Origin of the sequence: Rhizohabitans arisaemae, assembly GCF_025996515.1 — a bacterium.
GTDB lineage: Bacteria > Actinomycetota > Actinomycetes > Streptosporangiales > Streptosporangiaceae > Rhizohabitans > Rhizohabitans arisaemae.
This window is the reverse complement of sequence record NZ_BLRH01000035.1, coordinates 88,565-108,007: the sequence shown is the minus strand read 5'-3', so window position 1 is coordinate 108,007 and position 19,443 is coordinate 88,565. Positions and strand designations below refer to the sequence as shown.

19 protein-coding genes are annotated in these 19,443 nt (G+C 71.3%); 8 read left to right on the top strand and 11 right to left on the bottom strand.

Annotated elements, in window-relative coordinates:
• Positions 1-2: 2 nt before the first annotated feature.
• Entirely contained in the window at positions 3-2,528 is a 2,526-nt protein-coding gene (locus tag RUR_RS22675) for a cation-translocating P-type ATPase (RefSeq protein WP_283137171.1), read from the bottom strand.
• 93 nt (positions 2,529-2,621) lie between these two features.
• Complete coding sequence (locus RUR_RS22670; RefSeq protein ID WP_283137170.1) at positions 2,622-3,488, bottom strand: universal stress protein; 867 nt, start codon at positions 3,486-3,488, stop codon at positions 2,622-2,624.
• A 116-nt stretch (positions 3,489-3,604) separates the two neighbouring features.
• Here RUR_RS22670 and RUR_RS22665 point away from each other — a divergent pair, with 116 nt between their 5' ends.
• Positions 3,605-4,804 carry an acetate/propionate family kinase gene (locus RUR_RS22665; protein WP_283137169.1) on the top strand — a complete coding sequence of 400 codons (1,200 nt, stop codon included), beginning with the start codon at positions 3,605-3,607 and terminating at the stop codon, positions 4,802-4,804.
• A gap of 13 nt (positions 4,805-4,817) precedes the next feature.
• Positions 4,818-5,624: a TrmH family RNA methyltransferase gene (locus RUR_RS22660; RefSeq protein WP_283137168.1), complete on the top strand. Its 807-nt coding sequence runs from the start codon at positions 4,818-4,820 to the stop codon at positions 5,622-5,624.
• An 88-nt stretch (positions 5,625-5,712) separates the two neighbouring features.
• Here RUR_RS22660 and RUR_RS22655 read toward each other — a convergent pair whose 3' ends face one another.
• The 5 genes from RUR_RS22655 to RUR_RS22635 form a co-directional block, all read right to left on the bottom strand.
• On the bottom strand, positions 5,713-7,239 hold the full coding sequence (locus RUR_RS22655; RefSeq protein ID WP_283137167.1) for an FAD-dependent monooxygenase: 1,527 nt from the start codon (positions 7,237-7,239) through the stop codon (positions 5,713-5,715).
• On the bottom strand, positions 7,236-8,189 hold the full coding sequence (locus RUR_RS22650; protein WP_283137166.1) for an MBL fold metallo-hydrolase: 954 nt from the start codon (positions 8,187-8,189) through the stop codon (positions 7,236-7,238). The genes RUR_RS22655 and RUR_RS22650 overlap by 4 nt, the downstream gene beginning before the upstream one ends.
• Positions 8,189-9,040 carry an ABC transporter substrate-binding protein gene (locus RUR_RS22645; protein WP_283137165.1) on the bottom strand — a complete coding sequence of 284 codons (852 nt, stop codon included), beginning with the start codon at positions 9,038-9,040 and terminating at the stop codon, positions 8,189-8,191. Before RUR_RS22645 ends, RUR_RS22650 begins: the two co-directional genes overlap by 1 nt.
• Positions 9,041-9,290: 250 nt before the next feature.
• On the bottom strand, positions 9,291-10,040 hold the full coding sequence (locus tag RUR_RS22640) for a FadR/GntR family transcriptional regulator (RefSeq protein WP_283137164.1): 750 nt from the start codon (positions 10,038-10,040) through the stop codon (positions 9,291-9,293).
• 17 nt (positions 10,041-10,057) lie between these two features.
• Entirely contained in the window at positions 10,058-11,485 is a 1,428-nt protein-coding gene (locus RUR_RS22635; protein WP_283137163.1) for an aldehyde dehydrogenase family protein, read from the bottom strand.
• A 77-nt stretch (positions 11,486-11,562) separates the two neighbouring features.
• Here RUR_RS22635 and RUR_RS22630 point away from each other — a divergent pair, with 77 nt between their 5' ends.
• Genes RUR_RS22630 through RUR_RS22620 form a run of 3 tightly spaced genes read left to right on the top strand, consistent with a single transcriptional unit; the run spans position 11,563 to position 13,477 of the window.
• Positions 11,563-12,207, top strand: coding sequence for an RraA family protein (locus RUR_RS22630; protein WP_283137162.1), 645 nt, complete (start codon positions 11,563-11,565; stop codon positions 12,205-12,207).
• Entirely contained in the window at positions 12,204-12,851 is a 648-nt protein-coding gene (locus RUR_RS22625) for an RraA family protein (RefSeq protein WP_283137161.1), read from the top strand. Before RUR_RS22630 ends, RUR_RS22625 begins: the two co-directional genes overlap by 4 nt.
• Positions 12,848-13,477, top strand: coding sequence for an RraA family protein (locus RUR_RS22620; protein ID WP_283137160.1), 630 nt, complete (start codon positions 12,848-12,850; stop codon positions 13,475-13,477). The genes RUR_RS22625 and RUR_RS22620 overlap by 4 nt, the downstream gene beginning before the upstream one ends.
• A 130-nt stretch (positions 13,478-13,607) precedes the next feature.
• On the opposite strand, the gene RUR_RS22615 is transcribed toward RUR_RS22620, so the two are convergent.
• The 4 genes from RUR_RS22615 to RUR_RS22600 form a co-directional block, all read right to left on the bottom strand.
• Positions 13,608-14,825, bottom strand: a complete 1,218-nt coding sequence (locus RUR_RS22615) for an amidohydrolase family protein (protein WP_283137159.1) — start codon at positions 14,823-14,825, stop codon at positions 13,608-13,610.
• On the bottom strand, positions 14,822-15,067 hold the full coding sequence (locus tag RUR_RS22610; RefSeq protein ID WP_283137158.1) for a hypothetical protein: 246 nt from the start codon (positions 15,065-15,067) through the stop codon (positions 14,822-14,824). The genes RUR_RS22615 and RUR_RS22610 overlap by 4 nt, the downstream gene beginning before the upstream one ends.
• Positions 15,054-15,416: a Rieske (2Fe-2S) protein gene (locus tag RUR_RS22605; protein WP_283137157.1), complete on the bottom strand. Its 363-nt coding sequence runs from the start codon at positions 15,414-15,416 to the stop codon at positions 15,054-15,056. The genes RUR_RS22610 and RUR_RS22605 overlap by 14 nt, the downstream gene beginning before the upstream one ends.
• Before the next feature lie 83 nt (positions 15,417-15,499).
• The gene (locus RUR_RS22600) at positions 15,500-16,486 is read right to left on the bottom strand and encodes an amidohydrolase family protein (protein ID WP_283137156.1); all 987 of its coding nucleotides are present in this window, start codon (positions 16,484-16,486) and stop codon (positions 15,500-15,502) included.
• Between the two features lie 76 nt (positions 16,487-16,562).
• Here RUR_RS22600 and RUR_RS22595 point away from each other — a divergent pair, with 76 nt between their 5' ends.
• From RUR_RS22595 to RUR_RS22585, 3 genes are read left to right on the top strand one after another with little or no spacing between them, the layout of a single operon-like run.
• Positions 16,563-17,348, top strand: coding sequence for a class II aldolase/adducin family protein (locus tag RUR_RS22595; protein WP_283137155.1), 786 nt, complete (start codon positions 16,563-16,565; stop codon positions 17,346-17,348).
• Complete coding sequence (locus RUR_RS22590) at positions 17,345-18,256, top strand: NAD(P)-dependent oxidoreductase (protein WP_283137154.1); 912 nt, start codon at positions 17,345-17,347, stop codon at positions 18,254-18,256. The genes RUR_RS22595 and RUR_RS22590 overlap by 4 nt, the downstream gene beginning before the upstream one ends.
• A 17-nt stretch (positions 18,257-18,273) precedes the next feature.
• On the top strand, positions 18,274-19,320 hold the full coding sequence (locus RUR_RS22585) for a histidinol-phosphate transaminase (RefSeq protein ID WP_283137153.1): 1,047 nt from the start codon (positions 18,274-18,276) through the stop codon (positions 19,318-19,320).
• Positions 19,321-19,443: the final 123 nt, after the last annotated feature.

Genomic DNA, 19,443 nt, shown 5'->3' with positions numbered 1-19,443 from the left:
CGTCACGGGTGCCGCCGTCCCCCATCGGACGGCGGCACCGCCGCCCGATCCCAGCGGTTCAGCGCGGGCACCAGCCGGAACGCGTCGCAGGCGAACGGGGTGATCAGCGCCGCCCCCAGCGCCATGGCCCAGCCGAGCGGCGGGATCGGCGCCAGCGCCAGCGGGGTCCCCAGCACCGGAACCACCGTCACCAGCGTCTGGAGCAGCGCCGCGGCCAGGACCGCCACGGCCAGGGTCCTCCCCCGCCACCAGCCCGGCTCGAAGGTGCGCCCGCGGGCGCGGACCACATAGGCCAGGGTCAACCGGGCGAACACCAGCGCGAGAACCGCCTGGGTGCGGACCTGTTCGGGGGTCCACCCCATCCGCCGGGCCACCTCGACGGCCAGGATGACCAGCACGGCCACGAAAAGCGCCCGCACGGTGACGGTGACCAGGACGTCGCGGGAGAGCAGGCCGTTCCGGCGGGGCGGCAGGCTCAGCGGATCGCCGGGCGGCCGGTCCACCCCCAGCGCGATCGCCGGAATCCCGTCCAGCACCAGGTTGATCCAGAGCAGCTGCACCGGCAGGAGCGGGACGATGAGGTCCGGCCAGAGGATCAGGCCGGTGAGCACGAGGATGATCTCCGCGAGGTTCCCGGTCAGCAGATAGCCGATCATCGACGAGACGTTGTGGTGGAGCCTGCGGCCCTCCCTGACCCCGGTCACGATCGTGCCGAGCTCGCCGTTGGTGACGACCACCGCCGCGGCCTCCCGGGCGACGTCGGTCCCCTCCTCCCCCGCCATGGCCACCCCGACGTCGGCGTTGCGCAGCGCGGGGGCGTCGTTCACCCCGTCCCCCGTCATGGTCACGACCTCGCCGTGTCCCCGGAGGGCGTGCACCAGGTCCAGTTTGGTGGCCGGATCCACCCGGGCCACCACCCCGGCCCGGCGGAGCAGGTCGTCGCGGTCGCGCCCGCTCAGGGCCGAACCCGTCACCACCGGGTCGGGGTCGATCCCCACCTCCTCGGCGACCGCCCGCGCGGTGTCGCCGTGGTCCCCGGTGACCATGACCACCCGGATGCCCGCCCTTCGGCAGTCCGCGATGGCCCGCCCGGCCGACGGCCGTACCTCGTCCCGCAGTCCCACCAGGCCGAGCGGCCGCAGCCCGCCCGAGTCCAGGTCGTCCCCGGGCCCCTCCGCGAGGGCCAGGACCCGCAGTCCCCGCAGGGCGAGGCCGGGTACGGCGTCCGCGAGGCGCCGGGCGGCGTCATCGGGGACGCAGCGGGCGAGCACCGTCTCGGGGGCGCCCTTGACCGTGGTCAGCGGCACGCCCCCGCCGCCGGTCGTGACGACCGCCATGGACCGGGTCTCGGCGTCGAAGGGCCGGCTCGCCACGCGTCGTTCCCCGGGCGGCAGCCGTACCCCGTGCCGTTCGGCGTCGGCGAGCAGCGCCAGGTCCACCGCGTCGCCGACCCCGTCGTGGGCGTCGTTGCAGCGCAGCGCGGCCAGGCGCAGCGCCGTCCGGTCCCGGCCTGCCCCGGGGGCGGCGAGTCCGTCGACCACGGTGAGCCGTCCGGTGGTGAGGGTGCCGGTCTTGTCGCTGGCGATCACGGTGGTCGCGCCGAGCCCCTCGATCGCGGTGAGCCTGCGGACGATCACGCCCAGCTTGGCGAGCCGCTGCGAGCCGAGGGCGAGGGCGGTCGTGACGGCGGCGGCCAGGCTCTCCGGAACGGCGGCGATGGCCAGCGCCACCCCGGCCAGCACGATGTCGATCAGGGTGGCCTGGCCTTGGACGACCCTGGTCAGGCCCATAAGGATCATCAGGACGGCCGCGACGACCGCGATCACGCCGATCCGCCGGGACACCTGCCCCAGCTCCACGTCGAGCGGGCCGCGGGGCCGCGCCTCCAGCGAGGAGGCGATCCGCCCCATCTCGGTGGCCGCGCCGGTCCGCACCACGACCGCGGTCCCCGAGCCCCGGACCACCAGCGTCCCGGAGAACAGCTCCCCGGTCCGATCGCCGAGCGGGGTGCCGGGGCCGGTCGCCCCGTCCGCCCGTTTCTGCGCGGACTGGGACTCCCCGGTGAGCATCGCCTCGTCGACGGCGAGGGAGTGCGCCGTCAGGACCCGGGCGTCGGCCGGGGTCCGGTCCCCCGCCGCGACCTCGATCAGATCCCCGGGCACCACCTCCGCCGCCGGGACGCGCCGGGTCGTCCCCGAACGACGGACCTTGGCCATCGGCGCGGTGAGGGTGTGCAGCGCGGCGACGGCGTGGTCGGCCTTGACCTCCTGGCTCACCCCGATGACCACGTTGACCGCGAGGATCGCCACGATGGCGAGGCCCTCCGGCACCTCGCGCAGCACGAGCAGGGTGACCAGGCCGGCGATCAGCAGCAGGATCGACAGCGGGTCGGCGAGCTGCCGCGCGGCGCGGCGCGCGAGGGTGGGCGGCTTGGCCCGCGGCAGCTCGTTGCGGCCGTGCTCGGCGAGCAGCCGCGCCGCCTGCTCGTCGGCCAATCCGGGGGAAGGGGGTTCCACACCACTGTCCATATCTGTGAGGAGATCACTGATCGGAGTCCGCAAATGCGGTCGAAAGCCCTCTCATGACAGGACCTTTGGCCGGAATTTGCCGCGGGGTACGGGCTAGTGCCGGGGTCGCACCACGGCCACCGGGCAGTGGGCGCGGTGCAGGACGCCGTGGCTCACCGAGCCGAGCACCGCCGCGCCGAAACCGCCCAGGCCCCGGGAGCCCACGACGACCAGGTCGGCCTCCTCCGACGCCTCGACCAGCTCCGCCACCGGGTGCCCGCAGACCACCGACTCCACCACCGCGACCTCCGGATACCGCTCCCGCCAGGGAGCCAGACGCCGCTCGGACGCCTGCTCGGCGGCCTCGGAGATCTCGTCCATCGGGCCGGGGTACAGCACCGCGTAGGAGGAGAACATCGGGATCTGCCACGAGTGGACGGCGCGCAGCCGGGCCCCGCGCAGCCGCGCCGCCTCGAAGGCGTACTCCAGCGCGGCCTGGGCGTTCTGCGAGCCGTCGTGACCGACCACGACCTCCCCGTACGTCGTCCGCCCCTCCCCACCGCGGACAACCACCACCGGACCCTCCGCGTGTCCGGCGACCCGGAGGGCGACCGAGCCGAGGAGCAGCCCCGTGAAGCCGCCGAGCCCCCGGCTGCCGAGCACGAGCTCCTCACCGCCCACGGACTCGCCGCGCAGCGCGTCGACCACGGGACCGGTCAGCAGCGCCGTGGTCGTCTCCAGGCCCGGGGCGCGCTTCTCCGCGCGCTCGACCGCCTCGGTCAGGACACCCTCGGCGTACGACTGCAGGGCTTCCCGATAGGTAGGCTCGACCGGAATCGGGACCTGGAGGTCCTCCCACACCGCGCCGACGTGCACGATCCGCAGTGCGGCCCGTCTCCGCGACGCCTCGTCGACCGCCCAGTCCAGCGCGGCCCCCGCCGACGCGGACCCGTCCACCGCGACACTGATTCGTCCGGCCATGTCCGATCCCCTCTCTCGATGTCTCCATCGAACAACCGGGCGATGTTCAACACACCGGCCAAACGTCCCCGGCTCCGGGGACCTCCGGCCCCAACCCGTCCGGGTAGTCTGCGGACGTGAGCGCCCCGGTCCTCGTCCTGAACATCGGCTCGTCCACCGTCAAGTACGAACTCCTGGACGGGCGATCCGGCGAGCGCCACGCGGAAGGCCTCGCGGAACGGCTCGGCGAGGGGGAGGGCCTGCTCACCCACACCGCGGGCGACGGCGCGCGGTCGGTGAAACGGCTGGAGCGCCCCGACCACGAGACGGCGATGGCGGCGATCCTGGACGCGTTCGCCGAGTGGGGCCCCGACCTGTCCCGGATCACCCTGACCGCCGTCGGCCACCGGGTCGTGCACGGCGGCTCCCGGTTCAGCGCGCCCGTCCTCATCGACGACCGGGTGGTCAAGGCGATCGAGGAGCTCGTCCCGCTCGCCCCGCTGCACAACCCGGCCAACCTCGTCGGCATCCGGATCGCCCGGCGGATCTTCCCCGGCGTCCCCCAGGTCGCCGTCTTCGACACCGCCTTCCACCAGAACATGCCCCCCGCCGCCTACACCTACGCGGTCCCGCCGGACTGGATCACCGAGCACGGCGTCCGCCGGTACGGCTTCCACGGCACCTCCTACGCCTACGTCTCGCGGCGGGCGGCCCACCTGCTCGGGCGTCCCCCGGAGTCGACCCGCCTCATCGTGTTCCACCTGGGCAACGGGGCCAGCGCCGCCGCGATCGACGGCGGGAGGAGCGTGGACACCTCGATGGGGATGACCCCGCTGGAGGGCCTGGTGATGGGGACCCGCTCCGGCGACCTGGACCCCGCGATCCCCGCGTACCTGTGCCGGAGCGCCGGGCTCACCCCCGAGGCGGTGGACCGGGCGCTGAGCCGGGAGAGCGGGCTGCTCGGCCTGGCCGGGGCCGGCGACATGCGGGAGGTACGGCGCCGCGCGGCCCAGGGTGACCCGGCGGCCGTGCTCGCGCTGGAGGTGTACCGGCATCGGATCCGCAAGTACGCCGGCGCGTACTTCGCGGTCCTCGGACGGGTGGACGCGATCGTGTTCACCGGGGGCGTGGGCGAGAACGACGCCGACACCCGGGAGAAGTCCCTGGCGGGCCTGGAGCGGCTCGGCGTCGCGGTCGACCCGGAGCGGAACCGGGCGCCGGGCCCGGCGGAGCGGGAGATCTCCCCCGCGGGCGCCGAGACGGCCGTCCTGGTCGTCCCCACCGACGAGGAGCGGGAGATCGCGCTGCAGGCGTGCGAGCTGCTGGGCTCCGGCTAGCATTGCCGTTGCCATGGAGCTACAGCAGATCGGTATGGGGCACCCCGCCGTCAAACACGTCCTGTCGATCCAGAACAACACGGCGCCCAACCGCTTCAAGCTGCTGGTCGCCGAGGGACTCTGGGAGAACAACGTCGTCCTCGACACCGGGCTGGACGTCGACACGTTCTTCTGGTGCCCGGAGTTGATCCACTCCGATGAGGCGCGCAAACGCAGCGAAGAGCTGGCGGAGCGGGCCGGACGGCCGTACCGCGTCTCGGAGAAGACGCTCCTGCGGATGGCCGAGCGGGGGAACCCGGACGGCATCATCAGCCTCGCCCGGATGCCGGAGTGGCACCCCGACGAGATCACGCTCGGCCCGTCCGCCCTGGTCCTGGTGACCGACGGGATCGAGATCCCCGGCAACCTGGGCACCCTCATCCGCACCCTCGACGCCTGCCGGGCCGACCTGCTCATCATGACCAACCGGCGTACCCGGATGAGCCACCCCAAAGTGGTCCGCGGGAGCCAGGGCATGAGCGTCCGGGTGCCGCACCTGGAGTTCACGGAGACCGGTGCGGCCATCGCCTGGCTGAAGGACCGGGGCTTCACCGTGTACCTCGCCGACACCGACGAGAGTGTGAACTACCGGCGGGCGGACTACCGGGGCCGGACCGCGTTCGTGGTCGGCAGTGAGCGCTACGGCGTCTCCAAGCCCTGGTACGAGCACGGGTTCGACCGCCTCGGGGTCCCGATGCTGGGGTACGCCGACTCGCTCAACGTCTCGGTCTCGGCCTCGATCCTGCTGTACGAGGCCCGGGCGCAGAAAGCCCGCTGGTGACGCTCGGCTCTCCCGTTCCCGGGTCCGGCCGCGGTCTGCCGGAGCGGGGCGTTCCGGGAACGGGTCGGCCCGGACATGCGGCGGTGTGCTACTCCTCCACGGTGGAGGGGTGGCCCGCGGTGCGGCGCAGGACGGTGGCCAGAGCCGTGGGGCGGTAGGCGGGCAGGGTGGCGGCCAGGTGGCCGTCGGCTCGGATGACGTGGACGTCGGCCTCCTGGCCGGGGTTGTGGATCACTGTGACGGGGATGCCGGCGGCGGCCTGGTGAATCTCCCCGGTGAGCGCCCCGTCGCGGGAGTCGTCCGCGACGCCGGCGAAGGTCCCGCCGAGGAGCACGGTGAAGCCGGGACCCAGCCGGGTGCGGAGCCGGCCGCCGGGGAGAGGCAGGTCCGGGTGGAGGTCGCCGGCCCCGGGACCCGGAGTGGTCAGCGGGGAGGAGGCGTAGGAGTGGGGTTCCGCGAGTCTGCCGGAGTCGACGCGGCTGTGGGCCGCGGGGTCGGTGCGGGCCTCGCGCAGGGTCCGGTTGCGCCGTTCCCACTGCTCCTCGGTCTGCGGGACCAGGAATTCCATCGTGGCGCCGGTGGCGCGGAGGTTCTCAAGGGCCGCGTCACGGCGTTCGGCCGTGTAGCTGGGCAGGAGGTGCTCCCCGGCGTGGCCCCGACGGTCGAAGGCGATTTTCCAGGCGAGGTTCTCCGCGTCCTGGATTCCGGAGTTGCAGCCGCGGGCGCCGAAGGGGGCGTAGAGATGGGCGGCGTCACCCGCGAGGAAGACGCGTCCCTTCTGGAACGAGTCGGCCAGGCGCTGGTGGAAGCGGTAGACGCTGAGCCATTCGATGCTGTACGGGCGCCCTTCGGTGATGCGCCGGATACGTTCGTCGAGGGCGCCGGTGGCCCGTTCCTCCTCCAGGTCGTAGTCGGCGGGGACCTGCCAGTCGATGCGCCAGACGCCGCCGGGGCAGTGGTGGACGAGTACCTGCCGTCCGGGGTTCCACGGCGGGTCGAAGTAGAAGCGGCGCTCGCTGGCGAAGGGCAGGTCCGTGCGGATGTCGGCGATGAGGAAGCGGTCGTCGAAGGTACGGCCGGTGATGGGGAGGCCGATGAGGTCGCGGACGGTGGAGGCGGCGCCGTCGCAGCCGACGACGTGGCTCGCGACGATGCCGCCGGACCGGCCGGAGACGTGGACGGTGACGTGACCGTCGCCGGGGACGAGAGCGGTGACGCGGTGGTCGTGGCGCAGGCTGACCAGAGGATGGGCGGCCACCTGCCGACGGAGCAGGGCCTCCACCCGGGCCTGGGAGATGTTGATCCAGGGAGGTGGGCCGTCGCCCGCGGCGGACCCCGCGGGGAAGGTGCGGGCGAAGAGTTCCCGCTCTCGGTGATAGGTGCGGGCGGTGGTCCAGGTGACGCCTTCGGCGATCATGTCGGTGGCGACGCCGGCCCGGTGCAGGATGTCGAGGACGTCGCGCTGGAAGCAGATGGCCTTGGAGCCGACCGTGTCGGGGGCGGACCCGGCTTCGAGGATGACGGCGGGTACGTGCAGGCGGGCAAGGAGCAGAGCGGCGGTCAGGCCGACCGGCCCCGCTCCGACGATCACCACCGGAGCGGGCGTTCGGCTCATGACTGCAGCTGCTCCCAGACGGCGCGGTCACGGGCGGCGGTCCAGATGTGCGGACGTTCGACGCCGTCGAGTTCGTCCCAGAGCCTGGAGACGTTGAACGGCAGGCAGTGCTCGAAGATCGGCCAGGCGCCGTACCGGGGTTCAAGGACGCCGTGGGTGTTGGTGAACGCCTCCTTCAAGGTGCCGCCCGCGGCGTGCACCGCGCCCACCTCCGTCCGCATGGTGTCGAGGAAGTGCCGGGTCTGGGCGACGGCGGCGGCGACCTCCTGCGGGCCTCGGGCGACGGCGCCGCGCCCGCCGACGAGGGTGTGGGCGTCGAGGGCGGCGAGCCGGTCGAGCGTGCCGGTGGCCCAGTCCCGGTGGAAGGCGTCGCCGGTGTAGAGGGCGGCCTGCGACTCGACGAGGTCTCCGGCGAAGAGGACACGCTGCTCGGGAAGCCAGGCGACGATGTCGCCCTCGGTGTGGCCGCGCCCGAGGTATTCCAGGTGCAGCGGCCCGCGGCTGCCGAGGTCGATGGTGAGCCGGCTGCCGAAGGTGACGTGCGGCCAGGTGAGGCCGGGGATGGATTCAGGGTCGCGGAACAGGCGGGGCATGCGCCCGTACTCGCTCTCCCAGTCCTGGCGCCCCCGCTCGGCGATCAGGGCCCTGGTGTTCTCGTGGGCGATGATGACATTCGCCTCGAACGCCGAGGCGCCGAGCACCCGCACCGCGTGGTAGTGCGAGAGCACCAGGTATTTGACCGGCTTGTCGGTGTGCTCGCGGAGCCCCGCCAGCCAGTCGGCGGCGGCGACCGGTGTGGCGAGGGCTTCGAAGCACACGACGAAGTCGTCACCCTCGACGGCGCCGACGTTGGGGTCGCCCTGGGCGGTCAGCGCGTACACGCCGTCGGCGAGCACCTCCAGCGTCTGCTCCTTGACGTCGAGGTCGGCGGACGAGGCGAATGGTTTCATCAGACGGTTTCCTCAGCGGTGTCGGCGAAGAAGTCCCTGGCCTGGATCCAGTTCCGGGTCTCGTCGAAGGTCTCGCGCGTGTAGGGCAGGAAGACGATCCTCTCCCCCTGGCCGAAGGCGCGGACGTCGGCGAGGCCGTGCAGGCGTTCAGGCAACTGCTTCAGGTGGTGGTGGGCGTAGCGCTGGTGGTGGAGGTCGATGTCCATCTGGGCGCGGCGCAGGGCGCGGAAGTACTTCTCCACATCTTCTTCGTTGACGTCCTCGGTGAAGAAGAAACCGATCATGAATGTGGCGTCGGCGATACGGCGGAAGCCGTTCTGCTCCAGGAGGTACTGCCCGGGACCCCAGATCAGCGCGGCGGGCGAGGTCCCGTCGACGAGGGCGGTGAGCCGGTCGAGGGGAAGACCGACGAAGTCGAGGGTGATGTCGGCCGGATCGAGGAACGCCTCCATGACCTGCCGGGCGGCGAAGTGACTGCCGGAGTGGTAGCCGACGGACACGGGGACGCCTGCCAGGTCGGCGGGGCGGCGCACCGGGGAGTCGGCCGGGACGTAGATCGCGGCCGGGGTGACCGAGTACGCCTTGTCGTACATGCGGCCGTGTCCCTGGGACTGGGCGTGGTTGACGGCCCAGTGGCAGGCGGAGCTGACGTCGCAGGACCGGCCCTCGGCGAAGCTCTCGAAGGCTCCGCGCCTGCGCTCGCGCGGCCTGCTCCGCACGGATCCACCGGACCAGGACTCGGGCACGCCGACCTCGAAGACGTACTCGAGGCCCTCGTCGGCGAAGTAGCCGCGCTCTTGTGCGACCCATTCGTGCAGGCGGCTGTGGGGGCGGATGACAAAAGGCGCCATTGCCTCACTCCTCCAAAGGGCGAATAGTATGATGTTAATATAGATATGCACCTATGGTGGAGACAAGCCCTGCGGCGAGCCCGGGACGAGAGCCCCTGGCGTGGCGCGCGCACCCCGGAGGATGCGAAGCCCCGCCTGCGGGCGCCCACGGGAAAGGCGCCCGGCCGGACGGCCGGGCGCCTTCACGGAGCCCGAACACCCCCTCCTCACCGGAGGGGCTCCCCCGCCGTGCCGGCCGAGGATCGCGGGATCAGAGCAGCGGGGCCTCCGGGTGCTCCTTGCGCACGTTGCGGACATGGTCGTCCATGAGCGTGCGGGCCTTGTCCTCGTCACCGGCGACGATCGCCGCGTAGATCTCCTGGTGCACCTTGAGCACCCGGCGGGCCCGCCACTCGCTGGCCCGGGGCGACATCTTGGGCTTTTGCATGGTGGCCAGGGCGATGAGCATCGCGTGCAGCGCCCGGTTCCCGGAGGCCTCGGCCACCGCGATGTGGAACTGCAGGCTCCACTCCGTGAACAGCTTCGGGTCGCCCACCGCCTCCTCCGACTTCGCGATGGCGGTGGCGACCTTCTCCAACTGCTCGGCGGTGGCCTGCCGGGCGGCCATCGCGGCGGCGACCGGCTCGATGGCGCACTGAGCCTCGATCACCTCGCTGAAGGTGACCCCCATCAGGTGGAGCTGGACGGCGAGCGCGTCGATGAAGCGCTCGGGATCGCTTGCGGCGATGCGGAGCCCACCGCGGGCGCCGACCTTGACGTCGACGATGCCGCGCGCCTCCAGAGTGCGGACGGCGTCCCGGATGGTGATCCGCGAGACGCCGAAGCGCTCGGCCAGCTCGGTTTCGGTGCCGAGCCAGTCGCCCGTTTGGAGTCCGTTGAAGAATGCCTCGCGGATCTGGTGGATAACGTCCTCGGAGACCCTGCTGCCTCGGACGGGCTTCCATTGAGCCGCATCCACGTCGTCTTCCTCCTTCAGCGGGCCGACCTGCACCGCTAACATATGAATATTAGATGTAACTAGTATCGCATGACGATCGCCTTGGGTTCGGTGAAGAAGTCACGGTGGAAGTGGCCGCCCTCCCGGCCGACGCCCGACAGCTTGTATCCGCCGAACGGGGCGCGCCGCTCCCGGATCCCCCAGGTGTTCACCCAGACCGTGCCGGATCGGACCTGCTCGGCGACCTGGTGAGCCCGGCGCAGGTCCTTGGTGTAGAGGGCCGCGGTGAGTCCGAAGTCGCTGTCGTTGGCCAGGGCGACCGCCTCCGCCTCGGTGTCGAAGGGGGCGATGCACACCACGGGCCCGAAGATCTCCTCCCGGCAGGCCCGGGCCGTGGGCGGCAGGCCGACGGCGACGGTGGGCCTGATGTAGAGGCCGTCGCCGCGCCCTCCGGTGAGGATCTTCCCGCCGTCCTGCGGGATCGAGTCGAGGTAGCCGCAGATCTTGTCGTGCTGCTCCCTGCTGACCACCGGGCCGAGGTCGGTGGCCGGATCCATGGGGTCGCCGACGGTGAGCGTCTCGGCCTGCGCCACGAAGCGCGCCACGAACTCGTCGAAGATCGCGCGCTGCACGTAGAGCCGGCTCGTGACCAGGCAGACCTGACCGGAGTTGGAGAAGATGGCGCGAGCGCAGGTGGGCACGGCCAGATCCAGATCGGCGTCGTCGAAGACCAGCCCCGCCCCCTTGCCGCCGCATTCCAGGGTGACCGGGACGAGCCGGTCGGCGGCGACCCGCGAGATGGCGGCGCCGACACCGCTGGAGCCGGTGAAGGTGATGCGGCTGATACCCGGGTGGGCGACGAGGTGGCCCCCGGCCGATCCGGGGCCGAAGCCGTGGACGACGTTGAAGACGCCGGGCGGCATGCCCGCCTCCGCGGCGAGGCGGGCCATGAGGGCAGCCGAGCCGGGGCTCTGCTCAGCGGGCTTGAGGACGACGGTGTTGCCCCAGGCCAACGGGGCGGCGACCTTCCAGGAGCCCATGGTGAGGGCGAAGTTCCACGGAGCCACCGCGGCGACGACCCCCGCCGGTGCGTATTGCGTGTAGATGTGGTGGTTGGCGTCCTTGGGGTAGGTCTCCGCATGCCCCAGATCGGCCTCGTCCGCGGCCAGCCGGAAGTTGCTTGCCGCGCCCGCGACCTCGCCTTGGAGCAGCCGCGAGATGGGCTTGCCCATGTCCCTGGTGTCGCACTCGGCCAACTCCCGCTTGTGCTCGACCATGAGCTCGGCCAGGCGGTAGAGGATTTCCCGCCGCTCCCCCGTCCCCATCCGAGGCCAAGGGCCCTCCTCGAAGGCCCGGGTGGCGGCGGCGACCGCCGCGTCGACCTCGGCCGGGCCGCCTAGGGCCGCCTCGGCCCAGGGCTCCTCGGTGTGCGGGTTGACGGAGGCGAAGACGCGCCCGTCGGCCGAGGGCCGGGACTCCCCGTCGATGAAGTGATCGAAACGTTCCATTCGGCGGCCTCTCCGTTGACACCGTGATGTAGCTATCTGATTATTATATCTTTATACGTCTGAATCAAGGAGAGCAGATGACTCCCCGCCTCCTTGCCCTCGACACCTGCCTGGTCTCCGATGCGCTCGACGCATTGGGACTGCCGGGTGCGACGACGGGCATCCAACCCCTGCATCCGGCGACCCGGACCATCGCCGGAACAGCAGTCACCATCAAAATCGGACCAAAGACCACAAGCAACCCCGAACACCATCTGGCCACCCCGGCGATCGTCGCCTCAGGCCCCGGCCACATCCTGGTGATCGACAACCAGGGGCGGACCGACGTCTCCTCCTGGGGTGGCATCCTGTCCGCCGCCGCCCGCCGCAAAGGCATCGAAGGCGTCGTCGTGGACGGCGCCGCGCGCGATGTGGGCGAAGCCCACGACCTCGGCTTCTCCGTCTACGGCCGGACGGCCGTACCCGTCACCGCCCGCGGGCGCATCGTCCAGGAGGCGTGGGATGTGCCGATCGCCTTCGCCGGGGTCACCGTGGCTCCCGGCGACCTGGTGCTCGCCGACGTCAACGGCGTCGTGTTCATCCCCTCCGACCGGGCGGAGGAGGTCCTCGACATCGCCGAGCGGCTCGCGGCCCGCGAACGCCGGATGATCCGGCAGATCGACGAAGGGATGTCCGTGGTCGACGTCATGCACGACACCTCGTTCGAGGAGGCCACCCGGTGAACCCGGCCGATGAACTCGCCGCATTCGGCACCGCCACGGTCTCCGACGCGCTCGACCGGCTCCGCCTGCCCGGATCCGCCCACGGCATCGCCCCCATCGCCGACGGACAGCGGCTGGCGGGCCGGGCGTACACCGTACGTTACGCCCCGGCCGGCGCCGAGCCCGGCACGGTCGGCGACTACATCGACGAGATGAGCCCCGGTCAGGTCGCGGTGCTGAGCAACGGGGGCCGCACCGACTGCACGGTGTGGGGCGACATCCTCACCGCGGTGGCCTGCCACCGGGGCATCGCGGGCACCGTGATCGACGGGGTGTGCCGCGACACCGGGGAGGCGCTGGGCCGCCGGTACCCGATCTTCAGCCGGGGCCGGTTCATGCGCACGGGCAAGGACCGGGTGGAGGTGGTGGAGACCGGCGGCACCGTCACCCTCGGCGACGTCCAGGTCCGCCCGGGCGACCTGGTGATCGGGGACGACGACGGGGTCGTCGTGGTGCCGTGGGGCCGGGTGGAGGCGGTGACCGCCGCCGCCCGGGAGATCGCCGCCCGCGAGGACGAGATCCTGGCCCTCGCCCTGCGATGCGGCAGCCTCGGCGACGCGCGGGCCCGCCACGGGTACCACCTGCTGCAGCGGAGCGGGACATGAGCCCGGAGCCGGACGGCGCTGCGGAGGCGCTCGCCCACGGCACCGCGACCCTGTACGAGGCCTCCGGCCTGGACTGCGCCCTCGACCCGGCGATCCGCCCGGCCTGGCCGGGGGCGCGGCTGGCCGGACCCGCCTACCCGGTGACCCTGCACCCCGCCGACAACCTGCCGCTGCACCGCATGCTGGAGCGGATCTCCCCCGGAGAGGTGGCGGTGGTGGACGCCGGCGGCGCGCCGCACGGCTTCTGGGGGGAGGTGCTGGCGGTGGCCGCGCAGGTGCGCGGCGTGGCCGGCCTGGTCATCGACGGCGGGGTGCGGGATGTGGACCGCCTCGCCGAGCTGGGATTCCCGGTGTTCTCCCGGTGGATCTCGGTCCGCCGCACCGCCAAGCACGACCCCGGCCGCCTCGGCGTCCCGGCCGTGGTGGGTGGGGTCCCGGTACGCCACGGCGATCTGGTGGTGGGGGACACGGACGGCGTGGTGGTCCTCCCTCGCGACGAGGTGGCCGCCACGCTCGACTCCGCGCGGCGCCGCGTCGCCAAGGAGGCGGACTATCTGCGTCGCATCCGGGACGGTGAGGCGACGATGGATCTGTACGGCTTCCGCGACGGTGCCGAAGCACCCTGACGTCGGCGGAAGTCCTCCGTGCGGGAGGCGGCCGGAGCGCCGGGGACGGTGCCGAGTGCTGTGAGGGAGTCAGACGGAGAAAGGGCCCGCTGGATGCGGGCCCTTTCTCCATGCGTGTCCAGGTGGGTGATCAGCCTCGGGAGGGGGCCTTCCTGACGACCGTCGGGTCGAGGCCGAAGGCCTCGCAGGCGTTGCCGCCGAGGATCTGCCGCTTGGCCTTGTCGTCGAGGAAGGGCAGGTCGTGGATGACGGCGGGCACGTCGTAGTCCCAGTGCGGGTAGTCCGAGGAGTACATGAGCCGGTTGGGGGCGTCGATCATCTCGAAGGTGACCTCAAGGGCGCGGCCGTTCTTGTGCCGCTCCATCGGCTGCGACGAAAAGTACATGTCGCGCATGTAGTCACTGGGGAGCTTCTTCAGCAGCGGCGCCTCCGAGGTGCGCATCATGTACTCGTTGTCGAGCCGCTGCATGAGGAAGGGGATCCAGGCCAGGCCACTCTCGATCCAGAGCACCTTGAGGCCGGGGAAGCGCTCGGGCAGCCCGTTGATGATCCAGTTGGTCATGTGGATCATGTTGCAGGTCGTGAACCCCAGCGAATGGACCGAGATGAACTTGTTGAGCTGGGTCATGCTCGGCTCGGTCCAGTTGTAGGCGGCGTGGAAGGCGAGGGGCTTCCCCGTCTCCTGGATGGCCGCGTAGACCGGGACGTAGTCGTTGTGGTGCACCATGCGGTGGCGGACACTCGTGACCATGAAGCCCACGACGCCGGGGACGTCCTTGAACTCGTGGACCATCTTGAGGGTCTCCGCCGGATCGTTGAACGGCAGATAGATCATGGTCTTGATGCGGTCGTCCTGGGGAAGCAGCTCGCGGGTGAGCCACCGGCAGTAAGCCCGGGCAAGGGCGACCTCGACCTCGACCTGGGGGTGCAGGCCCAGGGTGAGCATGGGGGTGGGGAACATGACGGTGTAGTCGATGCCCATCTGGTCCATGGCCCACAGCATGCGGACGACGTCGGGGTGGCGGTCGTCCTTGACGGTGTCGAGGGGGTCCGAGAAGTTGCGGCCCGCGCGGATGATGCGTCCGCCGACCTCCTGGTTGCCGAGCTGGACTCCGGTGAGGGCGGCGCTCGCGCCGCCTCCGCCGCCCCGCTTGACCATGGACTCGGCCCACTGCTTGAGCGGTCCGTCCTCCATGTAGGGGACGATGTCGACCCAGGCCCGGTTCTCGTAGTGGTGCGCGTCGACGTCGACGACGACGAAGTCGTCGTACCCCCGGTCGGCGGCCTGCAGACGGGCGTTCAGCAGGGTGTTCTCGACGGGGATGCGGCTACGGGTGTAGAGACTCATGCCACTGCCTTCCACGGCACGCCGCCCCAGGACTGCCACAGGGCGAGCTCGAAGACTTCAAGGTTCTGCGCGTGCAGGAGTGCGCCGGCCACGGTGACGACGTCGGTGGCGGTGATGTCGTCGTCGGGGGCGAAGGGGTCGATGTAGCCGCCGTCACGCAGGTGGGCGGCGTAGAGCTTGAAGGCCTCGGCGAAGCGGCGCTGCACCTCTTCGGCGGTGGGGCGCAGGTCAGGCGACGACATAAACCTCTCCATCCTCGACGACGGTCTCGTAGGTGCGGAGCCGGATCTGCTCATCGGCGACCATGACTCCGGTGCGCAGGTCGTACTCCCAGCCGTGCCAGGGGCAGACGAGCTGCGGTCGGTCGGGGTTGGAACGTTCCGTCACAAGGGTTCCGTCAGCGCCCAGAACAGCCTCGACCTGCGGGAAGTACTGCCCTTCACAGATCGGTCCCCCTTGGTGAGGGCAGATGTTGAGGTAAGCGGCGAAGCGCCCGTCGACCCGGAACACACCGATGCGACGCCCTTTCACGTCGATGATGCGCCGGTCGCCTTCCTCGAACTCCGCCGCGGCACCCACATGCACTTTCATTGCGGCCTCCAGCTCAGTTATGTAAAACATATAATAATTAGACCCATCCCGGCAAGGCGGTTTGACCTGCGAGAACGCGGCGATCAGACGTTGTTGAGGATGGAGAGGGCGGTGTGCTGGAAGATGTTCGCCTTCTCGTGCTCGGGGATGTCGAGGCTCTCGATGTTGGAGACGCCCCGGTCGATGTCGCCCAGCGGGTGCGGGAAGTCGGTGCCCATCACCATGTGGTCCGTCCCGACGACGTCGCGCAGGAGCCGCATCGTGTTCGGCGTGAAGCTGACCGTGTCGTAGTAGAGCCGCTTGAGGTAGGCGCTGGGCAGCTCCGGCAGCAGCTCCTGGTTCTCCGCGTAGTCGCGCCACCCGTTGTCGATGCGCTCCAGCAGCCAGGGCAGGGCGCCGCCGGCGTGGGCGATGTGCCAGCGGATGTGGGGGTAGCGGTCGAGCAGCCCGCCGTACATCAGGCGCAGCACCGACGTCGTGGTGTCGTACATGAACCCGACGGTGGAGCCCAGCATGTAGTCGGCGACGTTGACGCTGCCCGGCGGGACCTGGGGGTGGATGAACAGGCAGAGCCCGAGGTCGTCGGCGGCCTCGAAGAACGGGGTGTACGCCGGGTTGTCGTAGTAGTCGCCCTTGATGTTGCTGGGCAGGATGACCCCCTGGAAGCGGAGGTCGCCGAGCAGGCGCCCGAGCTCGGCCACCGCCTCGTCCTGGTCCCCCATCGGAACGGTGCCGTAGGCGAGGAGGCGGCCGGGGTTGGCGGCGACGAGGCCGGCGTAGGCGTCGTTGAGCCGGCGGCAGGCCTCGGCCTGGGCGGCGGGATCCTTGACGAACTGGATGAGCGGCCCCATGGAGATGACCGCGACGTCGACACCCGCCCGGTCCATCGCCTCCAGCCGGAGCCCCATGTCAGACATGGCGGGGCGGATGCCGAAGAAGCGGGTGCCCTGGTAGGCGATGAAGCGCATCCCGGAGGGGGCGGTGGAGAAGGAGAAGTCGGAGTCGGCCTGCTCGATGACCGAGAAGAACTCCGCCGGATAGAAATGCGTGTGCAGGTCGTACTTTTTCATGCCACTCACTCCCTGGTCTGATGAGGGTATGAACATATAATGTTTAGCCATATAGAGTGCAAGGGAGTGTGGCCTCATGTCCGAGAGATCCGTGAGGATCCGCAACTACACCGACGACGAACCCGTCCGGTCCGTCGAGGAGGAGCGCCTCCATCGCAAGCAACGCCTCGCCGCGGGCTTCCGCATCTTCGCCAAGTTCGGCTTCAACGAGGGGGTCGCCGGGCACATCACCGCCCGGGACCCGGAGCACCCCGAGCTGTTCTGGGTCAACCCCTTCGCCATGCACTTCGGCCGTATCAAGGTGAGCGACCTGGTGCTGGTGGACGGCCAGGGCAAGGTGGTCGAGGGTGACGCCCGGGTGAACCGCGCGGCGGTCACCATCCACGGCGCGGTCCACGAGGCCCGCCCCGACGTGGTGGGATGCGCTCACGCGCACTCGATTTTCGGCAAGACGTGGTCCACGCTCGGTCGCCTGCTCCAGCCCCTGAGCCAGGACGACTGCGTCTTCTACGAGGACCACGGTCTGTACGCCGACTTCGGCGGCGCGGCCTTCGACTTCGAGGAGGGCCGGCGGATCGCCGCCGCCCTCGGCGACCACAAGGCCGCCATCCTCCGCAACCACGGCATCATCACCGCCGGGCGCTCCGTGGAGGAGTGTGTGTCCTGGTTCGTGAAGATGGAACGCTCCTGCCAGGAGCACCTCCTCGCCTACGCCGCGGCGGCGGCCGGCCCGCCGATCCCGATCGATCCGGAGACCGCCCGCATGACCAGGGAGGACATCGGCCGCCCCGCCAGCGGCCGCAACAGCTTCCGCCCCCTCTGGGAGATGATCGTCGCCGAACAGCCGGACCTCCTCCAATGAGCGGGCCGCTCCGGGTGGCGGTCCCGCACCCCGAGGGCCCCGCCCTCCTCGGCGACGTGGCCGCCGAGCTCGACCTCACCGTCTACGACGGAACGGGGGAACCGCCCGCCGCCCTGGCCGAGGTGGAGTTCTGCGTGCCGAGCCGGCCGACCCCCACGATGCTCGCGGCGCTCGGCCGTATGCCGCATCTCCGGGTTCTGCAGACCCTCGCCACCGGCGTCGACGGCTTCCGCCGCGCCTTGCCTCCGGGGGTCACCCTGTGCAACGGGCGCGGCATTCAAAGCGGCGCGGTGGCCGAATGGGTGGCCGCCGCGGTCCTCGCGGCCCAGCGTGAGCTGCTCGCCCCCCAGCCACAAGGGCGGCCGGGCCTCAGGCGTACCCGCACCTTGGACGGCGCCACGGTGCTGATCGTCGGCTACGGCGAGATCGGCGCCGCGGTGGAGGCCCGCCTCGGCCCGTTCGGCTGCTCCTTTCTGCGGGTGGCGCGGCGCGGTCGCCCGGGCGTCTCCGCCGTCACCGAGCTGCCCGGGCTGCTGCCCCTGGCGGACGTCGTGGTCTGCCTGCTTCCCGGCACCGCGCAGACCCGGGGCGTGTTCGGCGCGGCCGAGTTCGCCGCGATGCCGGACGGCGCCCTGTTCGTGAACGCCGGCCGGGGGACGGCGGCCGACACCGAGGCGCTGGCCGCGGAGACCGGCGGCGGCCGACTGCGCGCGGTGCTCGATGTGACCGATCCGGAGCCGCTCCCCCCGGGGCACCCTCTTCGGCACACCCCCGGAGTGCTGATCACCCCGCACACCGCCGGCCAGACCACCGCGTTCCTCCCCCGCGCCTACGCCCTGGTGGCGGCGCAGATCCAACGGCACCGCGCCGGTGATCCCCTGATCAACGTCGTCGCCGCCGAGTATTGAAAAGGAGCATGGCCCCTATGACCGATGCCGTGAAAGTCAAGGACAGCGTCGCCGCAGCCCAGGAGTACGTGGCGGGCAAGCAGGGCACCACGGGCGGACTTCCCCCGGCCCGCCTGGCCGCCAACGAGTGCCCCTATCCGCCGCTGCCCAGCGTCATCGAGGCGATGACCGGCGCGATGGGGACGCTGCACCGCTATCCGCACCCCACCGGGGCGAAACTGGTCGGCGCGATCGCCGCGCGCCTGGAGGTGGACCCGGCGGAGGTCACCATCGGCCCCGGCGCCGGGGCGCTCTGCGAGCGGGCGGTCCTGGCCACGTGCGGCCCCGGCGATGAATTGATCTTCCCGTGGCCGTCCTTCCCCGGGTACCAGTCCTACGCCGGGGTGTCAGGGGCCACCCCGGTGAAGGTGCCGCTCCGCGAGGACGGGGCGCACGACCTGGCCGCCATGGCCGCCGCCGTCACCCCCCGCACCAAGGCGATCATCCTGTGCAGCCCGAACAACCCCACCGGGACGGTCGTCTCCGCCGAGGAGCTGACCGCGTTCCTCGGTGCCGTCCCCACCGGTGTGCTGGTCATCCTCGACGAGGCCTACGTGGAGTTCGCCGATCCGGCGGTGTGCGCCCAAGGCCACCGGATGGTGCACGACCACCCCAACCTGGTGTCGTTGCGGACCTTCTCCAAGGCCTACGGCCTGGCCGGCCTGCGGGCCGGCTACGCGGTGGGCCGGCCCGTCGCCGTCGTCAAGAAGGCGCAGACCCCGTTCCAGATCAACGCGCTGGGCCAGGTGGCCGCGCTGGCCTGCCTGGCGGCGCAGCGCGAACTGGACGACCGTGTCGCCGAGGTCGTGGCCGAACGGGAATGGCTCCGCGCCCAGCTCGTCGAGCGCGGCCACCACGCGCCGCCCGTACACGGCAACTTCATCTGGCTGCCGGGCGTGGACTCGGTGGAGATGGCCCGCAAACTGGAGGCCCACGCCGTCCTGACCAGACCGCAGGCACCTTTCGGCCTGCGCGTCACCGTGGGCACCCGGGTCGAGAACGAACGGTTCCTCGCCGCCCTCTGATCCCGCTCCGCCGCTACCGCGGCCCTTCCCCGTGTCCGTCGGCGGGCGGCCCGCACCGCGATGGACCGATGAAGCTTCACCGCCGGGCGGACCGACCATCCCCCTTCCGGCGGGCACGTCCCG

What these genes read in the sequence shown, in the direction of transcription:
- RUR_RS22675 (WP_283137171.1), bottom strand. Translation starts at nt 2,528, where the DNA reads ATGGACAGTGGTGTGGAACCCCCTTCCCCCGGATTGGCCGACGAGCAG.
- RUR_RS22670 (WP_283137170.1), bottom strand. Translation starts at nt 3,488, where the DNA reads ATGGCCGGACGAATCAGTGTCGCGGTGGACGGGTCCGCGTCGGCGGGG.
- RUR_RS22660 (WP_283137168.1), top strand. Translation starts at nt 4,818, where the DNA reads ATGGAGCTACAGCAGATCGGTATGGGGCACCCCGCCGTCAAACACGTC.
- RUR_RS22655 (WP_283137167.1), bottom strand. Translation starts at nt 7,239, where the DNA reads ATGAGCCGAACGCCCGCTCCGGTGGTGATCGTCGGAGCGGGGCCGGTC.
- RUR_RS22650 (WP_283137166.1), bottom strand. Translation starts at nt 8,189, where the DNA reads ATGAAACCATTCGCCTCGTCCGCCGACCTCGACGTCAAGGAGCAGACG.
- RUR_RS22645 (WP_283137165.1), bottom strand. Translation starts at nt 9,040, where the DNA reads ATGGCGCCTTTTGTCATCCGCCCCCACAGCCGCCTGCACGAATGGGTC.
- RUR_RS22640 (WP_283137164.1), bottom strand. Translation starts at nt 10,040, where the DNA reads ATGTTAGCGGTGCAGGTCGGCCCGCTGAAGGAGGAAGACGACGTGGAT.
- RUR_RS22635 (WP_283137163.1), bottom strand. Translation starts at nt 11,485, where the DNA reads ATGGAACGTTTCGATCACTTCATCGACGGGGAGTCCCGGCCCTCGGCC.
- RUR_RS22630 (WP_283137162.1), top strand. Translation starts at nt 11,563, where the DNA reads ATGACTCCCCGCCTCCTTGCCCTCGACACCTGCCTGGTCTCCGATGCG.
- RUR_RS22620 (WP_283137160.1), top strand. Translation starts at nt 12,848, where the DNA reads ATGAGCCCGGAGCCGGACGGCGCTGCGGAGGCGCTCGCCCACGGCACC.
- RUR_RS22615 (WP_283137159.1), bottom strand. Translation starts at nt 14,825, where the DNA reads ATGAGTCTCTACACCCGTAGCCGCATCCCCGTCGAGAACACCCTGCTG.
- RUR_RS22610 (WP_283137158.1), bottom strand. Translation starts at nt 15,067, where the DNA reads ATGTCGTCGCCTGACCTGCGCCCCACCGCCGAAGAGGTGCAGCGCCGC.
- RUR_RS22605 (WP_283137157.1), bottom strand. Translation starts at nt 15,416, where the DNA reads ATGAAAGTGCATGTGGGTGCCGCGGCGGAGTTCGAGGAAGGCGACCGG.
- RUR_RS22600 (WP_283137156.1), bottom strand. Translation starts at nt 16,486, where the DNA reads ATGAAAAAGTACGACCTGCACACGCATTTCTATCCGGCGGAGTTCTTC.
- RUR_RS22595 (WP_283137155.1), top strand. Translation starts at nt 16,563, where the DNA reads ATGTCCGAGAGATCCGTGAGGATCCGCAACTACACCGACGACGAACCC.
- RUR_RS22590 (WP_283137154.1), top strand. Translation starts at nt 17,345, where the DNA reads ATGAGCGGGCCGCTCCGGGTGGCGGTCCCGCACCCCGAGGGCCCCGCC.
- RUR_RS22585 (WP_283137153.1), top strand. Translation starts at nt 18,274, where the DNA reads ATGACCGATGCCGTGAAAGTCAAGGACAGCGTCGCCGCAGCCCAGGAG.